Genomic DNA, 12,304 nt, shown 5'->3' on the forward strand with positions numbered 1-12,304 from the left:
CGCAAATGCTTTTGGCTATTGATTGCGGCAACACAAACACTGTTTTTTCGATCTGGGATGGTAAGCAGTTTCTGTGCACGTTGCGAACCTCGACCCATCATTCCCGCACGGCAGATGCCTATTTCACATGGTATTCGACATTAGTGAAACACTACGGGATCGAGGCGGACATCACCGATGTGGTGATCGCCTCGACCGTGCCGCGCGTGGTGTTCAACCTTCGTATTTTCGCGGACCGGTTCTTTGGTTGCCGCCCGTTGGTCGTTGGCAAACCTGAATGCCTTTTGCCGGTGGCCCCGCGCATTGATGAGGGCACTATTCCTGGACCGGACAGGCTGGCCAATGCGGTTGGGGCCTTCGACAGGCATGGCGGAGACGTTGTGGTGGTCGACTTCGGGACTGCCACCAATTTCGATGTTGTGGCCTCGGATGGTGCCTACGTTGGGGGTATTATTGCGCCGGGTGTGAACCTCAGCCTTGAGGCGCTTCACCAAGGTGCTGCGGCTCTACCGCATATTGATATCACGCGCCCCGACAAAGTCATTGGTACGAATACAGTTGGCTGCATTCAATCCGGCGTGTACTGGGGGTATTCCGGCTTGATCGAAGGACTGATTGCGCGGATCAAGGCCGAGTACGGCCATCCGATGAAGGTTGTCGGAACCGGGGGGCTTGCCCCGCTGTTTGATCAGGCGGATGTAGGGTTTGACGCGATCGAAGATGATCTGACGATGCACGGACTGACCGTGATCCATCGCTATAACAAGGAAAATGGCTCAACATGAGCAGTGAACGACTGATCTATCTGCCGCTGGGCGGTGCAGGTGAAATCGGCATGAACGCCTATGTCTACGGCTATGGAAAGCCCGGGCAGGAAAGGTTGATCCTAGTCGATCTTGGCGTGACCTTTCCGGATATGGATACGACGCCGGGTGTCGATCTGATCCATGCCGATATCTCTTGGCTGCAAGAGCGGGCCGACCGGCTGGAAGCGGTTTTTGTGACCCACGCGCACGAGGATCACGTCGGTGCTGTGGCCCATTGCTACGAGGCTTTGGGCGCCCCGGTTTATGCGCGTGCTTTCACTGCCAATATCGCACGCCGGAAAATGGAAGAGCATGGCCATCCCGAGGATGCGGTTCAAACGGTTTCGCCCTGGCCCGAGCAGGTTCAGGTGGGGCCGTTCTCGGTAGGTTTCCTGCCGGTCTCGCATTCGATCCCGGAAAGTGCGGCGTTGGTAATAGATACGCCAGCGGGACGGATTGTACATTCGGGTGACTTCAAGCTGGACACCAACCCGGTGGTGGGCGAGCCTTTCGACGCCGATTTGTGGGCCGAGATTGCCAAACCGGGCGTCAAGGCGCTGGTTTGTGACAGCACCAATGTATTCTCGCCCCATGACGGACGATCGGAATCCGAGGTTGGCCCCGAGATCACCAAGCTGGTTGAAAGCGCCGAGGGGATGGTTGTTGCAACCACCTTCGCGTCCAACGTTGCGCGGGTGAAAACCTTGGCCGAGGCGGGGCAGCGGGCCGGACGCTCGGTCGTGTTGCTGGGTCGCGCGATGCGCCGCATGATTGAGGCTGCGACCGAAACGGGTATCCTGTCGGACTTCCCCAAAGTCATCAGTGCAGAAGAGGCGGTGGACGTTCCACGCCAAAACCTGATGTTGATCGTGACTGGCAGCCAAGGCGAACGCCGTGCCGCCAGCGCGCAGCTTGCACGTGGCAAGTATCGCGGTCTGGAACTGAAAGAGGGCGATCTGTTCCTGTTTTCGTCGAAAACCATTCCGGGCAACGAGCGGGGCGTGATCTTCATCATCAACCAGCTTAGCGAAAAAGGTGTGGATGTTGTCGATGACAGCTCGGGTCTGTATCACGTGTCGGGTCATGCCAACCGTCCCGATCTTGAGAGGGTACATGCACTGATCAACCCGCAGATCGTGATCCCAATGCATGGTGAGCATCGCCACCTGCGCGAGCATGCTAAGCTGGCCGAGGCTGGAGGGCGCACCGGAATTCTGGCTGTTAATGGCACGATGTTGGATCTGACCGGCAACGCACCGAAAGTGGTGGACTATGTCGAGACGGGTCGGACTTATCTGGACGGCACTGTCAAGGTCGGCGCGCTGGACGGTGTTGTTCGTGACCGTATCCGCATGGCGCTGAATGGCCACGTGACGGTAACGGTTATTCTGGACGAAGAAGACGAGCCGCTGGGCGAGCCGTGGTGCGACACGATGGGCTTGCCCGAAATGGGATCGTCTCGTGCCGGGTTGGTTGAAGTTCTGGAAGAAGATCTGAACCAATTCCTGATGCGCGCGGATACCAAGACTCTGCGTGATGATGACAAGCTGGAAGAAGCCATGCGCCGCATCGTGCGTCAGACCGCAAAAGCTGAGATTGGTAAAAAACCCGAAGTCACGACTGTTATCAGCCGGATGAAATAAGCCCGACCTCAGTCGGTCAGAGGCATCGGATAGCCTTTGAGTTTCAAGAACAGACTTTCCTCTTCCTGATTCAACAGGAAGGGGACCGAGCTGGGCGGCGCCGGATCCAAAACCCGTGCCGCGATTTCAGCCAGGACGACTTCGGTGATAAAGGGAAGGTCGAACTCGCGCGCGCGGTCGAGTGGGATCCATTGCAGATGCGACAACTCATCCGAGGCGCGGCTGAAATCGTCCAAGTCCCCGCATATCGCCGACGCATCAACAAGAAAGAAACGGGCATCAAACCTGCGCGGGCGACCGGGTGGGGTCACCGCGCGAAAGACGAACTGCAAAGCCTCAGCCGAAGGTCGAAACCCCAGCTCGGCAAATCCGCGCCAATCCGATGGCGCGGGTTCAGGCCAATTACCCGGCTGGCCCAAGACCAGACCTGTTTCTTCCCAAAGTTCGCGAATTGCCGCCGCCGCAAGGGCACCTTGCAACCCAAGTTCCGAGCGTTCACCTAGCCGATCAAAACACACAGGTGGCAACTCGCTTGCCAGCGGTATGTCGGCATCCTCGGGGTCAACAGCTCCGCCGGGAAAGACAAATTTGTTGGGCATAAAAGCGGCCTTGGCCCCCCGTTGACCCATCAGGATCGACGGGGCGGTCTTGCGGTCGCGCAGAACAATAACCGTGGCCGCGTTGCGGATTGCGGTCTTGTCCTGAATCATATGCGGGTCAATTCGTTGGAAACAAGCATTACGCGTTCTCGAACCCGTGCATCCGACGTGCCCACTGATAGGCCACAACGGCCCCTTTTAAGCGAGGTAAAAGGAACAAGGACAACGCGGTGCACCCGATTGCGAAGATCAGAAACATGGTCAGCGGTTCTGGGCGGAATTCGACATACGTTACGTGCAGGGCGGGGGCCAGAAGGTGACCCACAAGTAGGATTGTCAGGTATGCTGGCCCGTCATCGGCGCGATGATGAAACAGTTCTTGCCCGCAATTCGAGCAGCTGTCGTTTACCGTCAGATACCCTTTCAACAGTTTGCCTTCGCCGCATTTTGGGCAACGACCGCGAAAACCTTTGAGCAACGCTGGCTTGGTGGCACGTTCCGCTTCGGGCAGAGTGTTTATCGTTTGATCTGTCATTTCGATACTCGCGGGTTTGAATAAAGCGGAGATTGCGCATCTTTTGTGCAACTTAAAAGGGGGGTGCGTCGCTTTGCATCGCTGTTTTTTTCTGGGAATTTTAAAAGTTTCGCGACGGAACCCGGGCGCCGCATCGTTTGAACCCATGTAAGCAGCGGCAAAAGGGCCGCGAAAACAAAGGAAAACGATATGAAAAGCGCCAAATTCATCCCGGTAGTCCTGATCGCGGCTGTGGCCGTCACGGGCACCTCTGTACTGGCCGCAGGGCCGCGTGATCGCGAACCTGTGACTTTCCAGGAACTGGATGCCAACAGCGATGGCCAGGTGACGAAGGAAGAAATGCTGGCCCATCGCAGCAAACGCTTTACTGATGCGGATACGAACGGAGATGGGCAGTTGACCATTGAAGAGATGCAGGCCGCTGGCCAGAAAAGGGTCAATGACCGTGTGACCAAGATGTTCGAGAAGCATGACGCCAATCAGGACGGGTCTCTGAGTCAGGACGAGTTGCCGAAACCACGCCGCGCTGACAAGATGTTTGATCGAATAGACGCGGATAGCGACGGGGCGATCTCGGAACAGGAATTTGCCGATGCGAAGGACAAGATGGGCCGCCATCACAAAAAGCGGGCAAAGTCGGACACTGACGACAGCTGATGCAGGATGGAGGCTCTGACGTCCTCATCCACTTCCATCCGCAGCCAGTCGCGTGCTGCGGATATGCCCAGCGACGATACGTTGCTGGGCCTTTTCGCACAGGGTGATGCCGCAGCTGCTCGTATTTTGACGGACCGTTTGGGGCCGCGGTGTTTGTCGGTCGCCATGCGCATGCTGGGCAATCGGGCCGAGGCCGAAGATGTTACCCAAGATGCAATGATGCGGCTGTGGAAAGTTGCGCCGGATTGGGTATCGGGGCAGGCGAAAGTGTCGACGTGGTTGTATCGCGTGACGATGAACCTGTGCGTTGATCACATGCGCAAGAACAAACCTGACCGGCTTGCTGACGTGCCCGAGCCAGAAGATGGCAGTCCGAGTGTAGCGGACCGTATGCAGGACGAAGCCCGCAAGGATGCGCTTCAGCTGGCACTGGAGCAGCTGCCCGAACGGCAACGTCAGGCAGTTATTTTGCGGCACATAGAAGAGCTGCCAAACCCCGAGATCGCCGGTGTCATGGGGATTTCGGTAGAAGCGGTTGAAAGCCTGACCGCACGTGGCAAGCGGGCCTTGGCCGGGATTCTGGCAGGGCGTCGCGAGGAATTGGGGTATGACGATGACCGAAGATGAAAAAAATCTGGACGAGATGTTTGCGACGGCCCGTGAGAACCGGCCTTTGCTTTCTGATGATCTGACGGTTCGTATCCTGACAGATGCAGAGCAGGTACGCCTAAATCAGATCAAAGCTGCTGACAGGCCCCGACGTTCTTATTGGGCTAGGGTGTTAGATGGTATCGGCGGCTGGCACAGCTTTGGTGGTTTGGTGGCGGCCAGCGCGGCCGGCGTTTGGATCGGCTTTGCTGCGCCCGACTTTTTGCCGGACCCTGCGACCTATATCTACCAGCAAGAAGCCGGGCTTGCTCTGGCCGATTTGGACACTTCATTTCTGGAGGGCGCGGAATGAGCGACAATCCTAAACCAAAACGCAGATGGGTGAAGGTTTTGTTGGCCGTATCTTTGGGGTTCAACCTTCTTGTGGTTGGTGTCGCCGTAGGAACTGTGCTGCGGGTCAAGGGCGGAGATCACGCCAAGGCGCCTCCGGGATTTGGATCGGCGCTGTACCGGGCCTTGCCGAAAGAGGATCGAAAGGCACTGCGTGGGCAACTCTCAGCGCGCCATAAAGCCGGTTCGAAGGATCGGGTCCGGAATTTCGAGATCCTCAGTGCTGCTTTGAGGGAAGTCCCTTTTGACCCCAAGACGGTGCAAGATATCTTGTTGCAGCAGTCACAGTCTTTGGCGGAATTGCAGTCAAACTTGCAAGGTCAATGGCTAGAGCAGGTCACCGACATGACTGACGCGGAACGCGCGCTTTACGCCGACCGCCTGGACGAGGTTGTGCGTCATGGTCCTCATGGCAAGAAGAGGAAGAATTAGTGCCTCAGGCCGCGCATTGTCTGACCCTGACTTGGTTGCGCCCTGCCTTTTTGGCAGCATAAAGCGCCGTATCGGCGGACTTGATCAGCTCATCTAGTGGCTCAGTTTGAAATGGGGTGGGCTGGGTTGTGATTAGACCGATACTGATAGTGACTGGAACGGGTTCTGTATTGTCCGGTAGCGAGAACGGTTTTTGTCTGATGCAATTACACAGTGATCGCGCAACATTGACCGCCCTCGTTTCAGTGGCATGAGGTAGCCCGATCATGAATTCTTCGCCACCAATCCGCGCGACAAAACCATCGGATCCGATTGCACGTTCCATCCGGGTTCCCGCCTCGGTCAGAACGATATCCCCGCCAGCGTGGCCATACTGGTCATTAATGGATTTGAAATGGTCTAGATCAGCCAGCATAACGGCAAAACCCTGACCCAGCTGTAACGACTTGCGCGCGATCTGATCCATAGCCCGCATGGCGTATCGGCGGTTGTGCAGACCGGTCAGAGGATCAATCCAAGATTCCGCAATTCCCCTGTGAAGCGATGCGCGCATCTGATCCATCTGGGTTTTGCGGGCAAGCCTGTTGGTCAGTCGCTGCCTAACCTCCTCGACACAGAAGCCTCCCATGCAAACCGCGTCAGCCCCCCGGTCGAGTGCTTCGGCGGCGAGCGTCGCGTTATTGCGGTCAAGTACCGCGATCAATACTGTGCGACGTGTGGCCGCTCGGGACTTCAGATCCGCCAGAACATTGAGCCCCGCCAGTGTTGTGCCGACTTCTATTACAATTGCGTCCGGGACCGGCCCTGATAAAACGCCCTGCAGGTTCGAAGAAGTGTGCGCGGAGACGTTATGTCCTGTCTGATCCGCAAGCAAATTTCGCCACGCGGCACCCGATCGCGCGGTTCTGGCCAAAACGGCCACGCGCGACGGTTTGGGTGGCGCGATCAGATTTACTGCGGGCTCGGCGAAACCCAATGGTTGAACGTTTGTAGTTAGCTTCAGATCCTGTGTTTCAGCACGAGCGCGCAACAGGCTGCGGACCTGTGCCAGCAGAAGCGAATCCTTAAAGGGATGCACCAGCACGTCGTCCAGCCCCTCCGAAAGGGCTTTCAGCCGGGCGGCTTTGTCGTTTTGCGCCGCTATCGCAACAACAGGGACATCGGCTAAGTCCGGATCAGCCGCGAGAAGCTGTTTGACATCAGTTGCTGTTCCATCCGGCAGAGTCTGGGCCGTGAGAACCAGATCAGGCCGTGTTCGCCGTAAAAGCCCAGCCAGCCCTTCCAGTTTTTCACCTTGAACGACGTGGTACCATGCTGCGGTCAACTGAACCTTCAGCATGATGCGATTGGTCGAGGTCCTGTCGAGGACAAGGATAGTTCCCTGCACGGACATATCTGTCACCGTTGATTGCATGCGTTGTCAAAGTGTTTATGAGTCTGGTTAACAAACCCTTTCCAAGATCAATTCCGGGGTCTCTTTATGCCAATCTCTGCTCAATCTGCCGAAACGCTGGCGCTGAATGTTCTGGCTTGGCTTGCGGGAAATGAGGAATTGTTGCCTGTTTTTCTTGGGTCAACTGGCGCTTCAGCTCAGGATCTGCGTGATAGAGCTGCAGAGCCGGAGTTCCTTGGCTCGATTCTTGAATTCCTCATGCTTGACGATTCGTGGGTTGTGGAATTCTGTGACGCCAATTCTGTGCCTTATGATCTTCCCGGACAGGCGCGTGCGGTTTTGTCCGGGGCGGCAGACATGCATTGGACTTGATGAAAACACTTCTGGAGCTTGAGATGCCGATAGACGCGCTTCTGTTCGACAAGGACGGAACTCTGTTCGACTTTGCCGATACCTGGGGTGCTTTCGGGCGCAATATGTTGCTGCGCCTGACCGATGGGGATCATGACAGGGCAAGGGTGCTGGGTCGTGTGATTGGCTTCGATCTGGATCGAGTCACATACTCGGAAGACAGCATCGTGATTGCGGGAACAGTCGAAGAAGTGGCCGAGACGTTGGCACCACACTTGGCGGAGATGCCACGAGACGCCCTGATCGACCTGTTGAACGCAGAATCCGCCTCGGCCCCACAGGCGCAAGCTGTGCCGTTGACCCCATTTCTCGACGGGTTGCGGGAGGCGGGACTTAAGCTGGGTGTTGCAACAAATGACGGCGAAGCGCCAGCGCTGGAGCATTTGGCATCAGCCGGTATTCGGGATCATTTCGATTTTGTTGCTGGTTATGACAGCGGCCATGGGTTCAAGCCGGGTCCGGGCCAGTTGCTGGCCTTTGCCGCGCATGTGAATCTTCCGCCTGAACGCGTCGCTATGGTTGGTGACAGCCTCCATGATCTTCAGGCGGGCCGGGCAGCGGGTATGACGACGATCGGTGTGCTGACGGGCTTGGCTCCGGCTGAAGTTCTGCAGCCAATGGCGGATGTCGTCTTACCAAATATCGGCCACATACCGGAATGGTTGACACGAAACTGATCGCCTAAGCTCCAGAATCGGCGCATCGGACCTCAAAACCGACAAGAGGTGTCGCAGACAGAGCGGCCACATGCCTTGCTTCGAGGCTTGCTTGACAAAAGACAAGCTCGCGGAGGATTCAATGGCAGAGGCGAAAACACGCAAACGTCGCAGTGGCGGGCGGGCAGGAGCAGCCGAACGCAGGGGCAGCGCGGTTATTGACCAGATGCCGTGGAGCCCACCGATCAATATCGACAAGCCGACCGAGCCTCTGGACGAGGCGGGAATTCAAGCGATCCACGAGGGCGCAATGCGCATTCTCGAAGAGATTGGTGTCGAATTCTACAATGAAGAAGCTATCGATATCCTGCGTAAGGCCGGTTGCACCATCGAAGGGGATAACGTCCGTATGGGGCGGGATTTTGTTATGGAGATGGTGGGCAAGGCACCATCATCTTTCACGATCACGCCGCGCAATCCGGATCGCCGGATCGAAATCGGTGGTCGCAACCTGTTGTTTGGTAATGTGTCATCGCCTCCGAATTATTGGGATATGGAGATCGGTACCAAGGTTCCGGGGAACCGTGAAATGTGCCGTAATCTGCTGAAACTGACTCAGTATTTCAACTGTATTCATTTCGCAGGCGGATACCCGGTCGAGCCCGTTGATATCCACGCAAGTGTCCGGCATCTAGATGTACTCTATGACAAGTTGACCCTCACTGACAAAGCGATGCACGCGTATTCGCTGGGTAAGGAACGTGTCGAAGACGTCATGGAAATGGTGCGGATCGCTGGTGGGCACAGCCACGAAGAATTCGAGGCAGAACCCCGGATGTACACCAACATCAACTCGACCTCGCCGCTAAAACATGACCACCCGATGATCGACGGGTGTTTGAGGCTGGCGCGACGTGGGCAAGCGATTGTTGTAACTCCCTTCACGCTGGCCGGAGCGATGGCCCCGGTAACAATGGCGGGTGCGGTGGCGCAATCGCTGGCCGAGGCTCTGTGTGCGATTGCTCTGTTCCAGTACGTCCGGCCGGGCATACCCTGCGTGATCGGGACGTTCACATCGAATGTAGACATGAAATCCGGTGCGCCCGCGTTTGGAACGCCCGAGTACATGCGTTCGACGCAGATGACCGGGCAAATGGCGCGGTTTTATGGCCTACCCATGCGGTCATCTGGGGTCTGCGCGGCCAACGTACCCGACGGTCAGTCGGTTTGGGAAACCTCGAACTCGCTTTGGGCGGCTGTGCAATCGGGGACGAATATGGTTTATCACGCGGCCGGGTGGCTGGAAGGGGGGCTGATCGCCAGCCCCGAAAAGTTTATCATGGATTGCGAAATTTTACAGCAAATCCAACGCTATATGCAGCCCGAGATCACGGCGACGGGACCGGATGAGATTGCTTTGGACGCGATCCGTGCGGTCGGGAATGACGGTCATTTCTTTGGCATTCAGCACACTCAGGATCGCTATACCACAGCGTTCTACCAACCGTTTCTGAGTGACTGGAAGAATTATGAAGGCTGGGACGTTGCGGGCGGAATCTGGACCGCTGAACGGGCCCATCACATGTTCAAGGAAATCATTACCAGTTTTGAGCCCCCGGCAATAGATGAGGGCATTCGCGAAGAACTTGCAGACTTTGTCGAGCGCCGTAAAGCCGAAGGAGGTGCTCCGACTGATTTTTAGTGCAAAGCCAATGGCTTCCACTTTGAGACTTGTGCGTGTTTTGCATCTCGGAACTTGCATTTTCGCGTTTTGTTAAGGATTTCTGAGTCACAGTGCATCGGAAACCAAACCGAGGCTTCCCATGCATGGTCTGATAAACCGGGCAGTACAGTCCTTTGTGAGCGCGACATACGGGCAATCTTGCTGGATGCGGGTGACTGATGCCGCAGATCTTGGTTTTACCGAGTTCGAGGCAATGCTGGTTTACGATGACGCGATGACCACGCGGGTTCTGGATGCGCTTTGCGCCGAACTAAAGCGCCCACGAGCAGAGATTCTGGAAGATCTGGGAACCTATTTGGTTTCGCACCCCAATATGGAGGATTTGCGTCGTCTACTCCGATTTGGCGGCGATACGTATGTAGAGTTCCTGCATTCTTTGGATGATCTTTCGGATCGGGTTAGATTGGCGGTGTCCGATTTGCGGTTGCCTCTTCTGGAGCTGCGAGAGGTCTCTTCGTCAGAGTATCACTTGCACTGCTATTCGGGTTTGCCAGGGTATGCCAGTGTCATGGTTGGGGTATTGCGCGCTGTGGCCGACGACTACGGGGCGCTTGCCTTCCTAACCCATGAAGGACAGCAAGGCGAGGTCGAGGTCATCACGATTGCACTCGTTGAAAGCGCATTTTCCGCCGGGCGGAATTTCGATCTGGGGGCCAGGAAGCCATGATCGAAATCGATGATCTTGCAGGTATGCTTGGGACTTTGTGTCCGATGTTTGTTCTTGTGGATGGTGGGGGTAGAATCGCGCAGGTCGGTCCGACCCTGCAGAAGTTGCGTCCAGATCAGCCAATGCCTGGAAAAGACTTTTTGGAAGTATTCGAGCTTGTCAGACCTCGCAAAGTGACGACGCTCGCAGCGCTCTCGTCCTTGGCCGGAGCGAAGTTGCACCTGAGAATAAAGGGTGAGCCACACACAGCGCTCAAGGGGTTGATCGCTCCTTTGCCAAACGGGCAGGGGGCGGTGATAAACCTGTCCTTCGGAATTTCTATTTTGGATGCGGTTCGTGACTATGCGCTGACCAGTGCGGATTTCTCAGGAACGGATCTCGCGATCGAGCTACTTTATCTGGTCGAGGCTAAGTCTGCCGCGATGGAGGCGTCGCGATCTTTGAACCTGCGCCTGCAGGGCGCGATGCTGGCGGCCGAGGAACAGGCATACACGGATATGCTGACCGGGTTGAAAAACCGCAGGGCCATGGATGTGTTGCTTGGGCATTTGGCTTCTGGTGACACGCCATTTGCCTTGATGCATCTGGACCTGGATTTTTTTAAGTCAGTGAACGACAGATACGGTCACGCGGCGGGCGACTATGTCCTGCAACAGGCGGCTTGTATTATGATCGAAGAAACCCGAAACGACGATACTGTCGCAAGGGTTGGTGGCGATGAATTTGTCATCATCTTCAAACACCTGATCGACGAATCTGTTCTGTCCGCAATTGCGTCCCGCCTGATTGACAGGTTGCGACAACCCATGATCTTTGAGGGGGCCGTGTGTCAGATATCAGCTAGTATTGGCACTGCGTTGTCGACGCAGTTTCAGGCGCCGAAAGCAGCCGAGATTTTGAATGCGGCAGATCAGGCCCTCTATGAGGCCAAGCGAATGGGGCGATCAAGGCATTGCCTGTATTCGTCATTTTTGGGTCAGCGCGTACAAACTGCGCATTCGCAAGCCTCGCCGCACTAAGCTTTCACGACTTAAACTTTTTCGAAAGCCTGTGCCAGAACAGCCGAGATGTGGCGTTTTACTCCGGCGAGTTCGCCTATTACAGGCATGACCTTCCCTTGAAATCCAGCTTGTTCCAATTCCTGAGGTACGTCTTCCAACACATGACCGCCGCGGCACGCGAAGAAAGGCAGGCAAAGCGCGATTTGCCCAGAGTTTGCCGCCGCCTCAGAAATCGAAGGGGCCTCTTCAACGAATCCTACCCGGATGGACTTCAGCTTGATCCTCTCACTCACGAGTTCCGCGAACTGATTGGCGACAGCCGAAGGATTGCGGCTGCGACCCGATCCATGTGCAGCGAGGATCAAGTTGCACTGGTCTGTTGACCATGTGTTTGATTGAATGGTCGATCCAATCGCCTCGGCAGCGATGGCTGGAAGGGCTTTATCAACGCCAAGAGGATCGAGGATGCGCAATTCTCTTCCCCCCAGCCGTTTTGGCAAAGCGCTAGTGACAAACCAACCTTTGGCCATGAACAATGGGTAAATTACCGTGTCATCAGGTAAGTCGTCCAGGCAATGTTCTAGCTTGCTTGGTGCAGCGAGCGTTGCAGAAGTGACATTCACCCCACTGCACATTTCATTCACCTCGGCCGCATAAGCCGCCAGGGCCGCTTCGGCTGGCTCGGGGTCAGACGGTTGACCGTGGGCGACAATTACAGCGTTTGGCATAGGTGCGATCCTGTTTGGTTCTGCCAAAGGTGG

General features: G+C 56.2%; 15 protein-coding genes. 11 read left to right on the plus strand and 4 right to left on the minus strand.

Annotation, left to right across the window (positions count from 1 at the left end; genetic code table 11):
* Window positions 1-5: 5 nt before the first annotated feature.
* Together AC2FF7_RS03010 and AC2FF7_RS03015 are read left to right on the plus strand one after the other, a co-directional pair.
* Window positions 6-785, plus strand: a complete 780-nt coding sequence (locus tag AC2FF7_RS03010) for a type III pantothenate kinase (RefSeq protein WP_170352627.1) — start codon at window positions 6-8, stop codon at window positions 783-785.
* On the plus strand, window positions 782-2,449 hold the full coding sequence (locus AC2FF7_RS03015; RefSeq protein WP_480869301.1) for a ribonuclease J: 1,668 nt from the start codon (window positions 782-784) through the stop codon (window positions 2,447-2,449). Before AC2FF7_RS03010 ends, AC2FF7_RS03015 begins: the two co-directional genes overlap by 4 nt.
* An 8-nt stretch (window positions 2,450-2,457) precedes the next feature.
* Here AC2FF7_RS03015 and AC2FF7_RS03020 read toward each other — a convergent pair whose 3' ends face one another.
* Window positions 2,458-3,159: an NUDIX hydrolase gene (locus tag AC2FF7_RS03020; protein ID WP_480869299.1), complete on the minus strand. Its 702-nt coding sequence runs from the start codon at window positions 3,157-3,159 to the stop codon at window positions 2,458-2,460.
* A gap of 28 nt (window positions 3,160-3,187) precedes the next feature.
* Complete coding sequence (locus AC2FF7_RS03025; protein WP_170352630.1) at window positions 3,188-3,583, minus strand: DUF983 domain-containing protein; 396 nt, start codon at window positions 3,581-3,583, stop codon at window positions 3,188-3,190.
* A 189-nt stretch (window positions 3,584-3,772) separates the two neighbouring features.
* On the opposite strand from AC2FF7_RS03025, the gene AC2FF7_RS03030 reads away from it, so the two are divergent.
* From AC2FF7_RS03030 to AC2FF7_RS03045, 4 genes are read left to right on the plus strand one after another with little or no spacing between them, the layout of a single operon-like run.
* Window positions 3,773-4,240, plus strand: coding sequence for an EF-hand domain-containing protein (locus AC2FF7_RS03030; RefSeq protein ID WP_480869297.1), 468 nt, complete (start codon window positions 3,773-3,775; stop codon window positions 4,238-4,240).
* Window positions 4,241-4,246: 6 nt separating this feature from the next.
* Entirely contained in the window at window positions 4,247-4,867 is a 621-nt protein-coding gene (locus AC2FF7_RS03035; RefSeq protein WP_480869296.1) for an RNA polymerase sigma factor, read from the plus strand.
* Entirely contained in the window at window positions 4,848-5,201 is a 354-nt protein-coding gene (locus tag AC2FF7_RS03040) for a hypothetical protein (RefSeq protein WP_234899558.1), read from the plus strand. Before AC2FF7_RS03035 ends, AC2FF7_RS03040 begins: the two co-directional genes overlap by 20 nt.
* Window positions 5,198-5,671 carry a periplasmic heavy metal sensor gene (locus tag AC2FF7_RS03045; protein WP_170352634.1) on the plus strand — a complete coding sequence of 158 codons (474 nt, stop codon included), beginning with the start codon at window positions 5,198-5,200 and terminating at the stop codon, window positions 5,669-5,671. Before AC2FF7_RS03040 ends, AC2FF7_RS03045 begins: the two co-directional genes overlap by 4 nt.
* 4 nt (window positions 5,672-5,675) lie before the next feature.
* On the opposite strand, the gene AC2FF7_RS03050 is transcribed toward AC2FF7_RS03045, so the two are convergent.
* On the minus strand, window positions 5,676-7,064 hold the full coding sequence (locus AC2FF7_RS03050) for a diguanylate cyclase (RefSeq protein WP_480869293.1): 1,389 nt from the start codon (window positions 7,062-7,064) through the stop codon (window positions 5,676-5,678).
* An 87-nt stretch (window positions 7,065-7,151) separates the two neighbouring features.
* On the opposite strand from AC2FF7_RS03050, the gene AC2FF7_RS03055 reads away from it, so the two are divergent.
* From AC2FF7_RS03055 to AC2FF7_RS03075, 5 genes are all read left to right on the plus strand, one after another.
* Window positions 7,152-7,436 (plus strand): DUF3572 domain-containing protein, encoded by a 285-nt coding sequence (locus tag AC2FF7_RS03055; protein WP_480869291.1) that lies wholly within the window; start codon window positions 7,152-7,154, stop codon window positions 7,434-7,436.
* 23 nt (window positions 7,437-7,459) lie between these two features.
* Window positions 7,460-8,152: an HAD family hydrolase gene (locus AC2FF7_RS03060; RefSeq protein ID WP_480869365.1), complete on the plus strand. Its 693-nt coding sequence runs from the start codon at window positions 7,460-7,462 to the stop codon at window positions 8,150-8,152.
* A 121-nt stretch (window positions 8,153-8,273) separates the two neighbouring features.
* The gene (locus AC2FF7_RS03065) at window positions 8,274-9,833 is read left to right on the plus strand and encodes a trimethylamine methyltransferase family protein (protein WP_170352636.1); all 1,560 of its coding nucleotides are present in this window, start codon (window positions 8,274-8,276) and stop codon (window positions 9,831-9,833) included.
* A 121-nt stretch (window positions 9,834-9,954) separates the two neighbouring features.
* Window positions 9,955-10,542, plus strand: coding sequence for a heme NO-binding domain-containing protein (locus tag AC2FF7_RS03070; RefSeq protein ID WP_170724230.1), 588 nt, complete (start codon window positions 9,955-9,957; stop codon window positions 10,540-10,542).
* Window positions 10,539-11,561 carry a GGDEF domain-containing protein gene (locus AC2FF7_RS03075; protein ID WP_496905177.1) on the plus strand — a complete coding sequence of 341 codons (1,023 nt, stop codon included), beginning with the start codon at window positions 10,539-10,541 and terminating at the stop codon, window positions 11,559-11,561. Before AC2FF7_RS03070 ends, AC2FF7_RS03075 begins: the two co-directional genes overlap by 4 nt.
* Window positions 11,562-11,572: 11 nt before the next feature.
* Here AC2FF7_RS03075 and AC2FF7_RS03080 read toward each other — a convergent pair whose 3' ends face one another.
* Window positions 11,573-12,271: a CbiX/SirB N-terminal domain-containing protein gene (locus AC2FF7_RS03080; protein ID WP_496905178.1), complete on the minus strand. Its 699-nt coding sequence runs from the start codon at window positions 12,269-12,271 to the stop codon at window positions 11,573-11,575.
* Between the last annotated feature and the right edge of the window lie 33 nt (window positions 12,272-12,304).

It is taken from the genome of Ruegeria sp. YTSC325 (genome assembly GCF_059609525.1).